The organism is Stenotrophomonas sp. STEN030, assembly GCF_056759995.1.
In genome coordinates, this window is sequence record NZ_JBRREB010000017.1 from 22241 (window position 1) to 38996 (window position 16756).

Here is a 16756-nt window from a genome sequence, read left to right on the forward strand (position 1 = left end):
ACGCTCCTTGTGCATCAGCTGGTCACTGCGAGATTGGGCAGGCAGGCCACGAACAGATGGCTGCTGGCATCACTGCGCTCCAACGCCACTTGCTGCCCGACAGCTGCAGTTGGCGAGGCACTGAAATCCTGCTGCATGTAAGGCAGGCATTGACGCTCGCCTTTGAGCGAAAACACATAGCCTGGCGCCAAGCTCATCGCGCCGACTTCCTGCTCACCCGAGGCGAACGCACTGCCGTCCTTCTGCATGGGAGTGAAGAACGCTGCGCTGCCTGCAAGCAGGCGCTGCTCATTGCTTTTCCATGTGATTGCCTGGGCATCGCTGCAGGCTTTTGGGATGAAGCGATACAGGCCTTCACCGTCGACCAGACGCAGGCCCGAGCAGACATAGCCGCTGGCGCTGAGTTCGGCCTTGTAACGCCAGACCAGCTCCTTGCCCGCTTCGCGCACGTACAGTTTGCTGTTCAAGTTGTCAGCCGCCGGCACGCCAAAACCCGCGCTTTGCAGGTCCATCTGCGCCGACAACAACGCCGCCGATACCTGACCATCACGCAATGCCGAACGTGAGGCGTTACTGGAAACTTCAACCATGGTTTTGTACAGCGTCATCATCGCGGCAATGGTGATCAGCGAAATCACCAGACCCACCATCATGCTGATCAGACTCTGTCCGCGTTGCTGCTGGCGGCCCATCCTGGAGGTGGTGTGCGCGCGCATGCTCATTGCCTCGTGGACACAAGTAGATCGGGGTCGTTCTCGCTGCCACCCTTGCTGCCGATATCGCCGGCAGCCACTTTCAGGTCTACCCGTTGCGGCGCTTCCACGGTGCGTTCCTCGCCGGCAATGGCCAAGGTGGCTGTTGCCGGCTCGCAACTGACTGCTGCGTTTTTCGTAGCACCGCTGGGCAGGCTGATTTCCAGCGTGGTGCTACCGCATAGACCCACACCTTGGCCGTGCAGGCTGTCGCGCAGGCGCTCGACCATCAGGTTTTCCACCTTGGCGTCGCGCTGGCTGTTCATCACGTTGGCCACTACATGAGCCAAACCGGCACCGATGATGCTGGTGATCAACACCCCGACCAGGGCCTCGAGCATGATGTCGCCGCGCTGGCGGCGTGGCGGATCAAAGCAGATCGACATAGAGCGGATCCTGGCTGTTCATGCCAATGGCAATACGCGAATGGGTGATACCACTGCTGCAGCTGGCCGCATCTGGCAGGCGTTGGCCACGGTTGTCGAACGCCACACAGGACAGCAGATCGGCTGAGGCCTGCAGCTCGTCGGCATCGGCGTAGTCGTTGCCAGCGGTCAACCGGTAGTCGCCGCCACGCGGCAACTCGCCCTTCCACAGCACCTCGTTGCCGTCGCCACGCAGTACCTGCAGGTTCCGTTCACTGCGCTGCAGACGCGCCGAGGTCGCCGCACCGGTGACGTGCTCCGGGTTGCGCAGCGCCAACGAACGGGTCTGCGCAACCGCCTCCCACATCAGGTTGCGCGCCTGCATCTGCCGGTTGCTGTCGATCCACTGCCGTGCGAACGGTATGCCTGCCAGCGCCAACACCGCCATTACTGCCAGGGTCACCATCAATTCGACCAGTGAAAAACCCGTGGCGCGCAGGCTCATGGCCAGTCACTCACGCCAGCACAACTGCCTGAAACCGTGCGGCCATTACCGGAGTCGAGCTTCAACGTACAACCACTGGCCTTGCCCAGCGCGTTGCCGGCAACGGCCTTCAGCTCGTAGCCGCCACTGCTGACGGTGTAGCTATAGGTGAACTGGCCGGCCTTGGTCCCCGCGTTCCAGCCTTTCTTGGCTGCTGCGTCGCTGGTCGGGTAGCCCAGGGTGCGTTGGCGGTGGTTTTCGACCGTGCTGGACAACGCCATCAAATCGCTCTGCGCTGTACGGATCTTGGCCCGCAGCGCGTAGTCGGAGTACAGCGGTATGGCGATGGCGGCCAGGATGGCGATGATCGCCACGACGATCATCAGCTCGATCAGCGTGAAGCCTCGATTGTTGCGTTGTTGCATACGCCCCCCTGTAGAGCCTTGCGAACAGGTGCATCCGTTGTGGAATGGCACTTCGTAAGAATTGGCCTTCGTCTTTCGTCAGATGAAGAACAGGTGAAACTGTGATCGACCGCAATATACAATTGATGACAACGATGTCAACACTTCCATCCGAAAACGCCTCAAGCGCTTCTGCCACAATGGCCGGATGGACGTAAGACTGGTCTTCTGCACCTGCCCCGACGATCAAACCGCGCAGGCATTGGCTCACCACTTGGTAGAGCAGCGTTTGGCTGCCTGCGTGAACTTGTTGCCTGCGATGCGGTCTGTGTACCGCTGGCAGGAGCAGATTGAACAAGCTGAAGAGATTCAGCTTGTTATAAAAACCTGTGCTGATCGGTTGGATGCGTTGAGCGCCGCGATCAGGCTGCACCACCCTTATGAATTGCCGGAGATCGTGGCGATCTCCCCCAGCGCCGGCTTGCCGGCGTATCTGGACTGGATCCGGGCGCAGACCCGGGAGGAAACATAATTAATGATGCTGTTGCGACAATTTGCCGCTTTCTGCCTGCTTTCCCTGGCCGCCCTGCCGGCGCTGGCCATCAATGAAAAGGACCTGCTGCCGGTAGACCAGGCCTTTGCTCTGCGCGCCGAGGCCCCCAGCCGCGACCGTATCGAGCTGCGCTGGGACATCGCCCCGGGTTATTACCTGTACCACCACCGCACCAGCGTCAAAGCCGGCCCCGGCTTCAGCGCCGGTGCGCTGCAGATGCCACAGGGCGAGAAGAAGCACGACGAATTCTTCGGCGATGTGGAGACCTACCACCGCCAGCTGCGCTCGATCCTGCCGGGCACCGCAGACGCGGGCACCACCAGCGTCACCCTCGAAGTCCGCTACCAGGGCTGTGCCGATGCTGGCGTGTGCTACCCGCCGCAGAAGCGCAACATCGAAGTAAAGCTGCCCGCCGCAGGCGGCGGCGCGCCCGCGCTTGCAGCCGCCGCACCATCCGCTGCGCCCATCTTCAACCCGCTGGCCGGCAACAACGGCGGTGGCCTGACCCTGCCCGGCGCCCCTGCCGTGCAAGGCCTGCCGCTGCCCTCGGAAAAAGCTTTCGGCTTCGAAGCCATCGTCGACAACGGCAATCGTCTGCTGCTGCGCTTCTCGCCGGCACCGGGTTACTACCTGTACCGTGACCGCACCTCGCTGGCGCTGGAAGGTGCAGATGGCGTGCGCGCCGGCCGTCCGCAATGGCCCGCCGGCAAGCCGTACCGCGACGAACACTTCGGCAACGTGGTGGTGTATTTCGATCAGGTCGATGTGCCGTTACCGCTACGCCGCGACAAGCCCGACGCTACCCCGGCTACCTTGGTTGTCACCTTCCAAGGCTGCCAGACCGACGGCATCTGCTATCCGCCGATGACCCGCCGGGTGCGGCTGTCGCTGCCCGCTGGCAAGATTTCGTCCAAAGAAAAAGAAGAACTGGCCGTCGCCCCGTTGGTGATCCTACCACTGGCAGCCGGCAAGAAGGGCGAAGTCACGCCGATGCCGCTGATCGACCCGGCCAACCCGCCGGCACCGCAGCCGCTGGTTGTGCGTCCGGCTGCCGAGGCCGCCAGCCTCGCTGAGGCCGCGCCGGATGCGTCGGCAGACAACACCCGCCGCAGCCAGCCACCGGCCGATACCGCCGGCAATGGCTCGTTGCTGTGGATTCTGCTGCTGGCGCTGGCCGGTGGCCTGATCCTCAATCTGATGCCCTGCGTCCTGCCCATTCTGTCGCTGAAGGTGCTGGGCGTGGCGCAGAGTGGCGAGAGCCGTCAGCGCGCACGCAACCACGCGCTCTGGTATACGGCCGGCGTACTGGTGGCATTTGCTGCAGTCGGCGGGCTGGTATTGGCGCTGCGCGCTGCCGGGCAAGCTGCAGGCTGGGGCTTCCAGCTGCAGCACCCGTGGTTCATCGCCGCGCTGGTGTACCTGATGTTCGCCGTTGGCCTGAGCCTGTCCGGGCTGTTCACCCTTGGCGGCAGCGCTGGTCAACTGGGCCAGAACCTGGCCAAGCGCAGCGGTCCCAGCGGTGACTTCTTCACTGGCGTACTGGCCTGCGTGGTCGCCAGCCCCTGCATCGCGCCGTTCATGGGCCCGGCACTGGCCTACGCCTTCACCGCACCGCCGGCCTTGGCGATGTTGGTGTTCCTGGCACTGGGACTGGGACTGGCACTGCCGTTCCTGCTGATCGGCTTTGTGCCGGCACTGGCAGAGCGTTTGCCCAAGCCGGGCGCGTGGATGGAAACCTTCAAGCACGTGATGGCCTTCCCGATGTACCTCACCGCCATCTGGCTGCTGTGGGTGCTGGGCAAGCAGCGCGGCATTGATGCGATGGGCCTGATGCTGATCGGCCTGACCCTGTTGGCATTGGGTCTGTGGTGGTTTGAACGCAGCCGCTGGCATAGCCGCAAGATCGGCATGGTGCTGGGCGCGGTGATCGCGCTGCTGGCCTTGGTACCGGTGTGGGGCGTAACCCGTCTACCGCCACCGGGCGCTGCCGTCGCCAGCGCAGGCACGGTGGCGTATTCGCCGCAGATGCTGGACCGCCTGCGCGCTGACAACCGCGTGGTGTTCGTCAACATGACTGCCGACTGGTGTGTCACCTGCAAGGCCAACGAACGCAATGTGCTGGACCGCGACAAATTCCGCGACACCTTGAAGCGGGTCAACGCGGTGTACATGCGCGGTGACTGGACCAATGTGGATCCGCAGATCAGTGCTTTCCTCGACCAGCACAAAGCGGTCGGTGTGCCGCTGTACGTGGTCTACGGCCCGGGTGCGCCGCCGCGCGTGCTGCCGACCGTACTGACCCAGGCGACCGCCGAAGAAGCGCTGCTGCGCGCGGCGCGCTGATGCGCCGTGCCGTTTGGTGGGTAGCAGGTATCGCAGCAGCGGCCGGGCTGTCGGCCGGTGCATGGCTGAGCCGCCCGGCCACACCGCCTCTGCCTTCGATGAGCACGCCCTCTGCGCCGCTGAAATCAGCGACACCGGTACAGGGCGTGCGTATTGGTGAGTTGTTGCCTTCGTTCACCCTGCCCGACCTGGACGGCATGCCGGTTCAGTTCCCGGATCGCTTCAAGGGCAAGCCGCTGTTGATCAACGTGTGGGCGAGCTGGTGTGCACCCTGCATTGAAGAGATGCCTGAACTGGCGCGCTTTGCCGCGCGTCATGCGGACACCGGACCGCAGGTGGTTGGGCTGGCGCTGGACACTCCTGACGCGGTGCTCGATTTCCTCGGCAATGTGCCGGTGTACTACCCCATCGTCATCGAGACGCCGGGGCCGAATGATGCCAGCGTCAAACTTGGCAATTCGCAGGGGCTGCTGCCTTACAGCGTGTTGATCGATGCGCAAGGGCGCGTGCTCAAGCAGAAGCTTGGGCCGTTCAAGGTTGGTGAGATTGATGCGTGGGTTGCGGGTGTGGAGCCTGCTGCTACGCAGTGACACTGCAAGCTTTGGATTGATGGCTACGCTTGGGTTGATCACACGAGTAAGCGCGCCGCCCTCGGGGTTTAGTCTGCGCCAATAGCCAGGAGCTCCCGGCTTTGCCCCCAACTTCCATAAGGTGCTTTGCGCCTTACCCTCTCCCCAACCCCTCTCCCGGTGGGAGAGGGGCTTTAGAAGCTCTGGATCACCAGAACACCGCGTACAGCGCGATCAGAATCGCGATCACCGCCACCGAGCCGACGTTGAACACACCGCCCGTGCGGTAATCGACGTCGCGGGTATTGATGATGTCTTTCTCCGGCGCCGCGGGCGTCAACAACGAAACCCCCACCGCCAATGCCAAGGCCAGCAGGAACACCAGACCGACGCGATCAATGAACGGCAACGCCGGCCAAGCCAGCTTCAACACGATCGACAACACGAACGAACCAATCGCCGCCGACAGTGCACCAGCCTCATTGGCACGCTTCCAGAACAGGCCCAGCATGAAGATCACCACGATGCCCGGGGTGAAGAAACCGGTGTATTCCTGGATGTACTGGAAGGCCTGGTCGAAGCTGCCAAGCAAGGGCTTGGCGGTGAGAATACCCAGCACCACAGCCACCACCGCCGCGATACGACCCACACGCACCAGCGTGGTCTGATCCGCTTCGGGATTGCGCTTGGCGTAGAAATCCAAGGTGAAGATGGTCGCCACTGAATTGATCTTCGATGCCAGCGAGGCAACGATGGCTGCCACCAGCGCGGCAAACACCAGGCCCAGCACACCGGTCGGCAGCATCCGCATCATCGTCGGGTAGGCCTGGTCGGGCTTGTCCAGATTCGGCGCCAGCATCACTGCCGCGATGCCCGGCAACACAACTATCACCGGCATCAGCAGCTTGAGAAAAGCAGCAAACAACACGCCCTTCTGTGCCTCGCCGATGCTTTTTGCCGCCAACGCACGCTGGATGATGTACTGGTTGAAGCCCCAGTAGCTGATGTTCATGATCCACAGCCCGCCAAGCAGCACGCTCAGGCCCGGCAGATCCTTGTAGAAGGGGTTGTCTTTGCTGAGGATCATTTCAAAATGATCCGGCTGCGCCTGCCACAGCTTGTTGAAACCGGCGACGATGCCAGCGCCATCACCAAGCTGGTTCAAAGTCAGCCCGGTGACGAATAGACCGCCCAGCACCAGCAAGGTCACCTGCACGATGTCGGTCAGTGCCACTGCCTTCAGTCCGCCGTACAACTGGTACAGCAGCGCGAACACGCCGATCAACACCACCGCGGTCATCTGCTCCATGCCGGTGACCTGGTTCACCGCTACTGCGCCCAACCACAGTATCGAAGTGACGTTGACGAACACGTACAGGCCCAGCCAGAACACCGCCATCACCGTGCGGATGCGCGCGCCGTAACGCTGCTCCAGGAACTGCGGCATGGTGTAGATGCCGTTACGCAGGAACACCGGCAGGAACCACTTGCCGACGATCAACAAGGTCAGTGCGGCCATCCACTCATACGACGCCACCGCCAGACCGATCGCATAGCCCGAACCGGACATGCCGATGATCTGCTCGGCAGAAATATTCGCTGCAATCAACGAGGCGCCAATCGCCCACCACGGCAATGACTTGCTGGCCAGGAAGTAGTCCTTGGCGTCCTTGCTGTGCCCGGCTTTTTCCCGCGACACCCACTGCGCCAGAATGAAGATACCGGCCAGATAGACCAATACGATTGCGATATCCAACGTGCCCAAACCCATTCCATTACTCCCTGTTGTGCACCGACCGGGCCGTCATCCCTGCGCCCTTTCGCTACCGACCCCAACGGGCCAAATCATCAGGTGCGCCGGCACCCTCCCGTACCGGCGCATTCGCTGTCTCAGCGTGTTGCGCAGTCTACGTTTACCTCGGCCTCACCGGCAGCACCAAGAGCGATGCGTGATACCGAAATATCCGTAGCGGCAGCGGTTTCCAACTCGGTTGTACGTTGGATTTTTGACAGATCCGCACCTGCGGCGGCGAAACATTTGAGTGGCACGCCAACACTTACCCACTTGCCAGCCGGAATGGCCGACAAGCTGGATTGCAGGTCGACCTTGGCCGCGCAACCCGCACCGCAGCCCACGCCCACCGTCAACGGCGCCGATACCGCGCTGTCACGGCGCAAGGTGAGTTGCAGCTGCACGTCACCATTGCTCTCGCGGGTGACGTCGATCGGCGTGGCTGCAATCAAGGCGAACTTTGCCAGCGCCGTGCCCGACCACTGCAGGCGGCGTGCGTCTTCCTGCGCCTTATGATCGACCGCGGTCATCTTCAAGCTGCCGTCGGCCAGCACGGTTGGCACGGTGGTAGCCGGCATGTCCGGCTGCGATGCACTGGACAGCTGCAGCGAAAGACCCAGCGACGGGCGGCCCTTGGCGAAGTACACGCCACTGCCGGCCTGCTCACCGGTTACCTCGGAGTCCTCCGGCAATGCCGCCACATCGCCCTTGTCGGCATAGCTCAGGCCATGGCCGAATTTGTACAGCGGGTTGTGGCCCGGCTTGTTGACCGCCGAGTCGATCGCGGTGCGCGGCCAGGAGAAGCTGAGCTTGCCCTTGAAGTCGTGGTTGACGCTGCCATCAGCCTTGCGCAGCAGCACATCGGCGATACCCGCGCCTTCCGAACCCGGCAACCAGGCAGCGACGAAGGCGTCGGAGGCATTGATCTCGCGGTTCATCCATAACGGACGACCGCTGATGAACACCGCCACCACCGGAATGCCTTCGTTCTTCAGCCGCTTGAGCAGTTCCAGGTCGGCATCGTTGCCAGGCTTGTACAGCAGGTTGGGGATGTCACCCTGGAATTCGGCATAAGGCTCTTCGCCGAACACCACCACCGCGACATCCGGCTTGGCCTTGTACTTGCCATCGACCGCCAGCTCGGCGCTGCCACCAGCAGCACTGACTTCACGCTGCAGGCCTTCCCAGATGGTGTCGGCACTGGGGAAGTCGGCACGTGTCGTGCCGGTGCCCTGCCAGTTCAAGGTCCAGCCGCCGGCCTGCTTGCCGATGTTGTCGGCGCCATCACCGGCCACCAGCACCTTCTGGTCGGCGCGCAGCGGCAGGATGCCGTTGTTGTTCTTCAGCAACACCAGCGATTCGCGCACGGCCTGACGGGCGACCGCACGGTGCTCGGCTGCACCCAGCAATTCAAACTTGCCGCCCAACGCACGCGCCGAAGGCTTGGGTGCATCGAACAGGTTCATGCGGAACTTCACCCGCAGCACGCGACGCACGGCATCATCCAGGCGCTCGGTCGAGAGCTTGCCCGACTTCACCGCCGCAACGGTGGACTCGTACATGCCCTTCCAGCTGTCGGTGGCCATCGCCATGTCCAGGCCGGCGTCGTAGGTGGCCGGGCAATCGGTGGTGCTGCATCCGGGAATCTGGCCGTGGCCATTCCAGTCGCCGACCACGAAGCCGCCGTAGTTCATGCGGCCCTTCAGTACGTCGGTCAGCAGCGGCTTGTGGCCGTGCATCTTGACCCCGTGGAAGCTGTTGAACGAAGCCATCACCGACTGTGCACCGGCCTTGATGGCGGTGACGTAACCGGCGCTGTGGACATCACGCAGCTCAGCCTCGCTGACCGCGGTATCGCCCTGGTCCTTGCCATCGGTGGTGCCGCCATCGCCGACGAAATGCTTGACCGACACCATCACGTGCTTGTCGTCGAGGAAGTCCGGCGCGCCGACCTTGCCCTGCAGGCCTTCGACCATCGCTGCGGCGAATTCAGCCACCAGCTGCGGGTTCTCCGAATAGCCTTCATAGGCGCGGCCCCAGCGCACGTCCTGCGGCACCGCCACGGTCGGCGCGAACGCCCACTCCATGCCGGTGGCGCGGGTTTCGGCGGCGGTGATCTGACCGATCCGGCGCTGCAGTTCAACGTTGCGGGTTGCACCCAGGCCAACGTTGTGCGGGAACAGCGTCGCGCCCACCACGTTGCTCTGGCCGTGCATCGCATCGATACCGAACAGGATCGGGATCGCCTTGCCGCCGGTCGTGGTATCCATCGATGCGGCCCAGAAATCATCGGCCACCTGCAGCCAATCCTTTGCCGGTGCGTTGTACTTGCCACCCGGGTCGGAGCTGCCACCAGCCAGAATCGATCCGAGCCGGTATTTGCGCACGTCTTCCGGAGTGATGCTGGCGAGGTCACCCTGCACCAGCTGGCCGACCTTCTCCTCCAGCGTCATCGTCGCCAGCAGATCGTTGACGCGCTTTTCCAGCGCCGGATCTTCCGCCAGCGGCCATTCCACCGCCGGCCACTGTTCCGGATGGATCGTGCCGTCGTATGCGGCATCGGCGGTGGCCGCCTGCGGTGCAGCCTTGTCGCCGCTGTTGCAGCCGGCCAGCACCGCGATACCCACTGCCAGCGCGCCAACCAGGGCAGCGCGGCGTGTCGAAAACGTCATCATCCTCAACCCTCCATCTGCTCGAGCGAACGACCCTTGGTCTCACGCACGAACTTGATAACAAAGAACACCGAGATCACCGCCGACACCAGGTAGATGCTGTACGTCGATGCCAGACCAATGCCGGCCAGCAGCATCGGGAAGGTCACCGTGACGATGAAGTTCGCCGTCCACTGCGCCGCACCGGCAACCGCCAGCGCCGAACCGCGGATCTGGTTGGGGAACATCTCGCCCAGCATCACCCACATCACCGGGCCCCAGGACACGTTGAACAACACCACGTAGGCATTGGCCGCGACCAGCGCCAAGGTGCCCATGTGACCGGGCAGCTGCAGGTGGCCTTCCACCATCGAACCGCTGGCGAAGGCGTAGACCACCAGCGCCAGCGATACCGCCATGCCACTGGAGCCGATCCACAGCAGCGGCTTGCGACCAATCTTGTCGATCAGCAGCACGGTGACGATGCAGGCACCGATGCTGAGCGCACCGGACAGCACATTGATCAGCAGCGCATCGCTCTCGGAGAAGCCCACCGCCTGCCACAGCACCGCGCCGTAATAGAACACCACGTTGATGCCGACCAGCTGCTGGAACACCGCCAGACCAATGCCCACCCAGACGATTGGGCGGATCTTGCGGGTGGCCTTGTCGATCAGGTCCGACAACTGCGGACGGTGGTGGTCCTGCGACAACGACGCGTCGATCTCGCCCAGCGTGAGCTGCGCCTGCTCGGCACCGAACAGGCGGGTCAGCACAGCCAGTGCTTCATCCTTGCGGCGCTTGACCACCAGGAAGCGCGGGCTTTCCGGGATGAACAACAACAGCAGCAGGAACAGCGCCGACGGAATCGCCTGCATCCAGAACATCCAACGCCACGCCGCCTGACCGGCCCACAGCGGCTCGGTAGAAGCACCGGCGGCCTTGGCCAGCAGGTAGTTGCTGAGGAAGGCAATGAACAGGCCGGAGATGATCGCGATCTGCTGCACCGTGGCCAGCCGCCCGCGATAACGTGCCGGTGCCACTTCGGCGATATAGGCCGGCGACATCACGCTGGCCGCACCCACCGCGAAGCCACCGACCACGCGCGCGGCGATGAACACCAGCGAGCTATGCGCCGCGCCTGCACCGAGTGCCGACAGCAGGAACAACACCGCCGAGATGATCAACACCGAGCGCCGACCCAGCCGGTCAGCCAGGCGACCGGCGAAGAACGCGCCGATCGCACAGCCCAGCAGCATCGAGGCCACTTCAAAGCCCAACTGCGCCTCGGTGGAACCAAAGGCCTGCTTCAGGCCATCGACGGTGCCGTTGATCACGCCACTGTCGAAGCCGAACAGGAACCCACCTATCGTCGCCACCACGCTGATCAATACGATCAGCGCGGTGTTTTCCTTGTTTGCTGCTGACTGCCCCATCCCCTCACCCTCTCTGTCTGGTTATGTCGTCGGCCTGGTGCTCAGCGCAGCAGGTATTGGTTGAGCAGGTTCTCGTAGCGCTCCTGCTTGCCGCTGGCCTGCACCGGTTCGCCGTTGCTGGCTGCAAGCTTGGCCAGATCGGCCAGGCCAAGTTTGCCGTTGGCGAAGTCCTTGCCCGCGCCGGCATCGAAGCTGGCGTAACGCTGCGTGCGCCACTGTTCCCACGGCGAGTCGTTGAGCAGGCCGTGGGCCACTTCCAGACCGCGTGCGAACGCATCCATGCCACCGATGTGGGCAATGAACAGGTCTTCCATGTCGGTGGATTCGCGGCGCGGCTTGGCATCGAAGTTCAGGCCGCCGACCAGGCCGCCCTGGCGCAGCACCACCAGCATCGCGCCGACGGTGTCGTACAGGTCGGTCGGGAACTGGTCGGTGTCCCAGCCGTTCTGCGCGTTGCCACGGTTGGCATCGATGCTGCCGAGCAGGCCGTGATCGGAGGCAACCTGCAGGTCGTGCTCGAAGGTGTGGCCGGACAGCGTGGCGTGGTTGGCCTCGATGTTGAGCATGAAGTCGTCCTGCAGGCCATTGGCCTTGAGGAAGCCGGCGACGGTTGCCGAGTCGAAATCGTACTGGTGCTTCATCGGCTCCATTGGCTTGGGTTCGATGAAGAACTTGCCGGTGAAGCCGATGCTACGGCCGTAGTCGCGCGCGGCGCTGAGGAAGCGTGCGAAATGCTCGAGCTCGCGCTTCATGTTGGTGTTGTGCAGGCTGGCATAGCCTTCGCGGCCACCCCAGAACACGAAGTGCTCGCCGCCCAATTCAACCGTGGCTTCCAGCGCGGCCTTGACCTGCACTGCGGCGCGGCTGACCACGTTGAAATCCGGGTTGGTCGCCGCGCCGTTCATGTAACGCGGGTGCGAGAACAGGTTGGCGGTGCCCCACAGCAGCTTGGTGCCGGTGGCCTGCTGGCGTTGCTTGGCCAGCGACACCACGTGCTTGAGATTCTTTTCGTAGGTGCCGATGTCATCGGCGTCCGGCGCCATGTCGACGTCATGGAAGCAGTAGTACGGCACACCGAGCTTGGTGAAGAACTCGAACGCCGCATCGACCTTGGCCTCGGCGGTGGCCATGGCATCGCCCTTCTCCCACGGGAAGCGGCGCGTGCCCGGGCCGAACGGATCTGCACCGGCGTTGCAGAAGGTGTGCCAGTAGCAGGCAGCGAAGCGCAGGTGCTCGCGCATGCTCTTGCCACCGACCAGCTTGTCCGCGTCATAGACCTTGAACGCCAAGGGGTTGTCCGAGTCGCGACCCTCGAACGGGATCTGGCCGATGCCGGGGAAATACTCGGTGGCGCCGATGAAGGGCTGCTTGCTCATGGTGCGAATTCCTGTGTCGACAAACTACGGGGAAAGAATCAACCGCGGTACAGCGGCATGACGGCGTGCAGGTGCTGCAGGTAGCGCTGGTAGGCCAGCGCATAGGCCGCGCTGCGCGCGCCGTCAGGCGTGGCAGTGGCTGCGGCATCGGGGGTTACATGGGTGGCCACCAGTGCGGCCAGAGATGCGTCGTTGCCGGCGCTGCGCTGCAATGCCCACAGCGCCTGCAGGGCAGCACCGAATGCCGCGCCTTCGGACTGCTGCGGCACTTCCACCGGCAGGCCGAACACATCGGCGACCATCTGCCGCCAGGCAGCGCTGTTGCTGCCGCCACCGGTCAGCACGATGCGGTCGAAGCGCATGCCGGCACCGACGAAGGCATCAAAGCCGTACTTCAGTGCATAGGTCGCCCCCTCCATTGCCGCGCGGTAGAAGTGCGAGGGGTTCATGGTGGTGGCGTCCAGACCAGCCAGCACACCCTTGCCCAGCGGCAGGTCGGGGGTGCGCTCGCCATTGAGGAAGGGCAGCATCACCAGCCCATCGGCGCCCGGCGTGGTCGCATTGATATGCGCATCGCCATCGCGGCTGCTGAAGCCGAACATGCGCGCCACCTGCTCGGTGACCACGGTGCAATTCATCGTGCAGATCAGCGGCAACCAACCGCCGCTGGATGAGCAGAACGCCGCCCATGCGCCACCGGCATCCACCACCGGCACATCGGAACTGGCAAACAGCGTGCCCGACGTGCCCAGGCTCATCGCCAGCTTGCCCGGTGCAACGCAGCCGGTGCCGATCGCGGCCATCATGTTGTCACCGCCGCCCGCGCCAACCTTCACCGTGGCGGGCAAACCCAGGCGTGCTGCAGCCCCGGGCGCGATGTCGAACAGCGCATCTGCGTCCACCAGCGGTGGCAGGCAGGCAGCGAGATCGCGGTTGGCGTCGGTCGCCTTCAGCAGTTCCGGCGACCACTGGCGCGTGCGTACATCCAGCCAACCGGTGCCCGAGGCATCGCCGTGCTCGCAGTAGTACTGGCCGGTCAGCACGAAGTTCAGGTAGTCGTGCGGCAGCAGGATATGCGCCAGCTTTGCGTAGGCCTCCGGCCGGTGTTTGGCCGTCCACGGCAGCTTGGAGGCGGTGTAGCCGGCAAGGATGGGATTGCCGGTCAGCTCGATGCAGCGCTGCGCGCCGCCGGCCGCGTCCATGATCTGCGCGCATTCGGCGCTGCTGCTGGTGTCGCACCACAGCTTGGCCGGGACCAGCACCTTGCCGTCCGCATCCAACGCGACGAAGCCATGCTGCTGGCCCGACACCGCCAGCGCCTGCACCTGCTGGCGCAGCTGCGGGTCGATGCTCGCGAAGCAATCCTCCATCGCCGCGACCCACGCTGCCGGGTCCTGCTCGCGGCTGCCGTCATCGGCACTGTGCAGCTGCAGTGCTGCGCTGGCCGTGGCCAGCAACTGCCGTTGCGCGGCGTCGTAGACCACGACTTTCAGGCTCTGCGTGCCCGCGTCGATACCGGCGACGATGCTCATGCCGTGCACCAATGGGAAGCGAGGTGACTCATGCAAGACTCCATTGACCGTCGTGCAGCTGCGCGGTGATGCGCTGGCCGGCACGCAGGTCCAGTTTCAGTTCGTGGGTTTGGTAAACGAGGTTGAAGGCGCCGCCGCGTTCGGCCAGCAGGCTAACGTGCTGCAGACGGCCTGCGCTCCACTGCAGGTCGAGCACGCCGGCATTGCGCACACGCACGCCGTGCAGGCTTCCCTGCGCCAGTTCGGCCGGCAGCGCAGGCAGCAGGAACACCGCCCCGCCCCAGCTCTGCACCAGCATCTCGACGATGCCGGCGGCGCCACCGAAATTGCCGTCGATCTGGAACGGCGGATGTGCGTCGAACAGGTTCGGATAGCTGCGCTGCGGTGCCAGCAACAGGCGCAGGATCTGCAGGCAACGCTGGCCTTCGCCCAGCCGCGCCCACAGGTTCAGGCGCCAGGCGATGCCCCACCCGGTCGCTTCGTCACCGCGCAGTTCCAGGGTGCGGCGTGCGGCGGCGCTGAGCTCGGGGGTGTCGCGGCGGTTGATCTGGCTGGACGGGTGCAGGCCGTACAGATGCGAGACGTGCCGATGCTGCAGTTCCGGCGCCTGCATGTCCCAATCCTGCTGCCATTCCATCAGCTGGCCGGCGCGACCGACCCGGCTCGGCGGCAGCTGCGCACGCAGCGTGTCCAGTTGTGCGGCGAAGGCGTGATCGGTATCGAGCAGGCGCGCGGCTTCGATGCATTGGCCGAACAGGTCGCGTAGCAGCTGCGCATCCATGGTCGGCCCGGCGCAGATCGCCGCGCCGTGCGGATGCTGGTTCTCCGGCGAGATCGACGGCACCGTGACCTGGTGGCCGGTGTTCGGATCGCGCTGCAGGCTGTTGACGAAGAACAGTGCCGCGCCCTTGAACAGCGGCCAGACCTGGCGCAGGTAAGCCGGGTCGCGGCCATAGTCCCAGCGGTCCCACAGCTGCTGCAGCAGCCATGCGCCGCCGGTCGGCCACAGTGCCCACTGCGCGCCATCGGGCGGCGTGCTGACGCGCCACAGGTCGGTGTTGTTGTGCACCACCCAGCCATCGACGCCGTACATCTGCTGCGCGGTGAGCGCGCCGCTGCGGGCCAGTTCGCCGATCATCCGCTGCAAGGGCTCCACGCATTCGGGCAAGGCCGCCGCTTCGGCCGGCCAGTAGTTCATCTGCGTGTTGATGTTGAGCGTGTACTTGCTCTCCCACGGCGGGTCCATCAGATCGTTCCAGATGCCCTGCAGGTTGGCCGGCTGGGTGCCGGGACGCGAGCTGCAGATCAACAGGTAACGGGCATAGGCGTGGTACAGCGCGACCAGTGCCGGATCATCACCGCTGGCAAAGGCCGCGATGCGTTCGTCGGTAGGCTTGTCGGCGGCAACAGTGCGGCCCAGGTCCAGGAGCATGCGCCGGTACAGGCGCTGGTGTTCGACTAGGTGATCGGCGCGCAGCTGCGCGGCGTTTCTGCCTGCGGCCTTGGACAACTGTGCGGCGGTGATCGCTTCCGGATCGCCGCCGACGTCATCGAAGGCGCGGTAGCTGGTGGCGGCGACCAGTCGCAGTTCCAGCTCACGCACGCCGTCGAAGGCGATGTGATCGGTGTTGATGCGCAGCTTGCCGCCAACGTGGCGTACCTGCACACGGAACGCAAAACGCAGCTTGCCGGGCACACCGTCGCGCGACACGTTGTGGCCGCTGACCAGCCAACCATCGTCGGTGGCGCTCGTGCTGGTGGCGTGCTCGTTGGCGGTGCGGATGAAGCCGCCCATCGGTTCGCCATCTTCCACGGTGTAACGCAGCACCAGGCATTGATCGACCGGCGAGATGAACACCTCACGGCGGTGCAGGCCGGCACCGGCGCGGAACGTGGTGCGGGCAATGGCCGCATCCAAGTCCAGCTCACGGCGGTAATCGCTGATGCCTTCCAGGCGATGGAATTCCAGCCACAGGTTGCCCAGCGGCTGGTACGGCATCTGTTTGACCGGCCGCGAGATCAGCGTCTCGTTGGCCAGTGCTTCTGCGGCGGCATAGTCACCGGCGAAGACCAGCTCACGCACGCGCTGCACGCTGTCGCGCGCACGCGGGTTGACCGCGCTGTACGGGCCACCGGCGTAAAGCGTGTCTTCATTGAGTTGCAGGCGCTCGTTGGCGACGCCACCGAACACCATCGCGCCAAGCCGGCCATTGCCCAGCGGCAAGGCCTCCACCCAGCTGCGCGCCGGCTGCCGGTACCACAGCAGGTCGGCGACCGATGCCGCGACTTCCGGCGTCGCGGCCTGCAGCATGCCGGCCAGCGGCAGGTTGCCGACGGCCAGCGCAGCCGCCGCGCCCTTGAACAGCGCACGGCGGCCGGGCTGTGCCAGCCCGGCGCTTTCAGTGGTCATCCCGACGACCGGGGCAGGACCGTTTGCAGCGTTCATTCCGGCCCTCCCAGACTCAAATGTCCACCGGTTTCCATAATGCCGAACTCGGC

Annotated in this window: 13 protein-coding genes; 3 read left to right on the plus strand and 10 right to left on the minus strand. The window is 64.4% G+C overall.

Annotation, left to right across the window (positions count from 1 at the left end; translation table 11 throughout):
* Positions 1-14 precede the first annotated feature (14 nt).
* From ACVOLR_RS07825 to ACVOLR_RS07840, 4 genes are read right to left on the minus strand one after another with little or no spacing between them, the layout of a single operon-like run.
* Entirely contained in the window at positions 15-716 is a 702-nt protein-coding gene (locus ACVOLR_RS07825) for a PilW family protein (protein WP_481535939.1), read from the minus strand.
* 2 nt (positions 717-718) lie between these two features.
* Positions 719-1138: a type IV pilus modification PilV family protein gene (locus ACVOLR_RS07830; RefSeq protein ID WP_481535940.1), complete on the minus strand. Its 420-nt coding sequence runs from the start codon at positions 1136-1138 to the stop codon at positions 719-721.
* Positions 1122-1622 (minus strand): prepilin-type N-terminal cleavage/methylation domain-containing protein, encoded by a 501-nt coding sequence (locus tag ACVOLR_RS07835; RefSeq protein ID WP_481535941.1) that lies wholly within the window; start codon positions 1620-1622, stop codon positions 1122-1124. The genes ACVOLR_RS07830 and ACVOLR_RS07835 overlap by 17 nt, the downstream gene beginning before the upstream one ends.
* Positions 1619-2026 carry a type IV pilin protein gene (locus tag ACVOLR_RS07840; RefSeq protein WP_481535942.1) on the minus strand — a complete coding sequence of 136 codons (408 nt, stop codon included), beginning with the start codon at positions 2024-2026 and terminating at the stop codon, positions 1619-1621. The genes ACVOLR_RS07835 and ACVOLR_RS07840 overlap by 4 nt, the downstream gene beginning before the upstream one ends.
* Positions 2027-2213: 187 nt before the next feature.
* Between ACVOLR_RS07840 and cutA the strand changes: the two genes are divergently transcribed.
* From cutA to ACVOLR_RS07855, 3 genes are read left to right on the plus strand one after another with little or no spacing between them, the layout of a single operon-like run.
* The gene (gene cutA, locus ACVOLR_RS07845) at positions 2214-2537 is read left to right on the plus strand and encodes a divalent-cation tolerance protein CutA (protein WP_296252846.1); all 324 of its coding nucleotides are present in this window, start codon (positions 2214-2216) and stop codon (positions 2535-2537) included.
* A gap of 3 nt (positions 2538-2540) precedes the next feature.
* Positions 2541-4901 carry a protein-disulfide reductase DsbD family protein gene (locus tag ACVOLR_RS07850; RefSeq protein WP_481535943.1) on the plus strand — a complete coding sequence of 787 codons (2361 nt, stop codon included), beginning with the start codon at positions 2541-2543 and terminating at the stop codon, positions 4899-4901.
* A complete protein-coding gene (locus tag ACVOLR_RS07855) occupies positions 4901-5491 on the plus strand; it encodes a TlpA disulfide reductase family protein (protein WP_481535944.1) in 591 nt (196 codons plus the stop codon). The genes ACVOLR_RS07850 and ACVOLR_RS07855 overlap by 1 nt, the downstream gene beginning before the upstream one ends.
* A 187-nt stretch (positions 5492-5678) precedes the next feature.
* Here ACVOLR_RS07855 and ACVOLR_RS07860 read toward each other — a convergent pair whose 3' ends face one another.
* From ACVOLR_RS07860 to ACVOLR_RS07885, 6 genes are all read right to left on the minus strand, one after another.
* On the minus strand, positions 5679-7241 hold the full coding sequence (locus tag ACVOLR_RS07860) for a sodium/sugar symporter (RefSeq protein ID WP_481535945.1): 1563 nt from the start codon (positions 7239-7241) through the stop codon (positions 5679-5681).
* A 119-nt stretch (positions 7242-7360) separates the two neighbouring features.
* Positions 7361-9937, minus strand: coding sequence for a glycoside hydrolase family 3 protein (locus ACVOLR_RS07865; protein WP_481535946.1), 2577 nt, complete (start codon positions 9935-9937; stop codon positions 7361-7363).
* Between the two features lie 2 nt (positions 9938-9939).
* Positions 9940-11349: a sugar porter family MFS transporter gene (locus ACVOLR_RS07870; RefSeq protein WP_481535947.1), complete on the minus strand. Its 1410-nt coding sequence runs from the start codon at positions 11347-11349 to the stop codon at positions 9940-9942.
* A gap of 41 nt (positions 11350-11390) precedes the next feature.
* The gene (gene xylA / locus ACVOLR_RS07875; RefSeq protein ID WP_481535948.1) at positions 11391-12725 is read right to left on the minus strand and encodes a xylose isomerase; all 1335 of its coding nucleotides are present in this window, start codon (positions 12723-12725) and stop codon (positions 11391-11393) included.
* A gap of 38 nt (positions 12726-12763) precedes the next feature.
* Entirely contained in the window at positions 12764-14257 is a 1494-nt protein-coding gene (xylB, locus tag ACVOLR_RS07880) for a xylulokinase (protein ID WP_481535949.1), read from the minus strand.
* Positions 14258-14285: 28 nt separating this feature from the next.
* On the minus strand, positions 14286-16667 hold the full coding sequence (locus tag ACVOLR_RS07885; protein WP_481535987.1) for a glycoside hydrolase family 95 protein: 2382 nt from the start codon (positions 16665-16667) through the stop codon (positions 14286-14288).
* Positions 16668-16756: the final 89 nt, after the last annotated feature.

Excerpts from the sequence above, each read along its gene's own strand:
- ACVOLR_RS07850 (WP_481535943.1), top strand. The coding sequence starts at position 2,541 with ATGATGCTGTTGCGACAATTTGCCGCTTTCTGCCTGCTTTCCCTGGCC.
- ACVOLR_RS07825 (WP_481535939.1), bottom strand. The coding sequence starts at position 716 with ATGCGCGCGCACACCACCTCCAGGATGGGCCGCCAGCAGCAACGCGGA.
- ACVOLR_RS07870 (WP_481535947.1), bottom strand. The coding sequence starts at position 11,349 with ATGGGGCAGTCAGCAGCAAACAAGGAAAACACCGCGCTGATCGTATTG.
- ACVOLR_RS07885 (WP_481535987.1), bottom strand. The coding sequence starts at position 16,667 with ATGACCACTGAAAGCGCCGGGCTGGCACAGCCCGGCCGCCGTGCGCTG.
- ACVOLR_RS07830 (WP_481535940.1), bottom strand. The coding sequence starts at position 1,138 with ATGTCGATCTGCTTTGATCCGCCACGCCGCCAGCGCGGCGACATCATG.
- cutA (WP_296252846.1), top strand. The coding sequence starts at position 2,214 with ATGGACGTAAGACTGGTCTTCTGCACCTGCCCCGACGATCAAACCGCG.
- ACVOLR_RS07840 (WP_481535942.1), bottom strand. The coding sequence starts at position 2,026 with ATGCAACAACGCAACAATCGAGGCTTCACGCTGATCGAGCTGATGATC.
- ACVOLR_RS07855 (WP_481535944.1), top strand. The coding sequence starts at position 4,901 with ATGCGCCGTGCCGTTTGGTGGGTAGCAGGTATCGCAGCAGCGGCCGGG.
- ACVOLR_RS07860 (WP_481535945.1), bottom strand. The coding sequence starts at position 7,241 with ATGGGTTTGGGCACGTTGGATATCGCAATCGTATTGGTCTATCTGGCC.
- ACVOLR_RS07865 (WP_481535946.1), bottom strand. The coding sequence starts at position 9,937 with ATGATGACGTTTTCGACACGCCGCGCTGCCCTGGTTGGCGCGCTGGCA.
- xylA (WP_481535948.1), bottom strand. The coding sequence starts at position 12,725 with ATGAGCAAGCAGCCCTTCATCGGCGCCACCGAGTATTTCCCCGGCATC.
- xylB (WP_481535949.1), bottom strand. The coding sequence starts at position 14,257 with ATGAGCATCGTCGCCGGTATCGACGCGGGCACGCAGAGCCTGAAAGTC.
- ACVOLR_RS07835 (WP_481535941.1), bottom strand. The coding sequence starts at position 1,622 with ATGAGCCTGCGCGCCACGGGTTTTTCACTGGTCGAATTGATGGTGACC.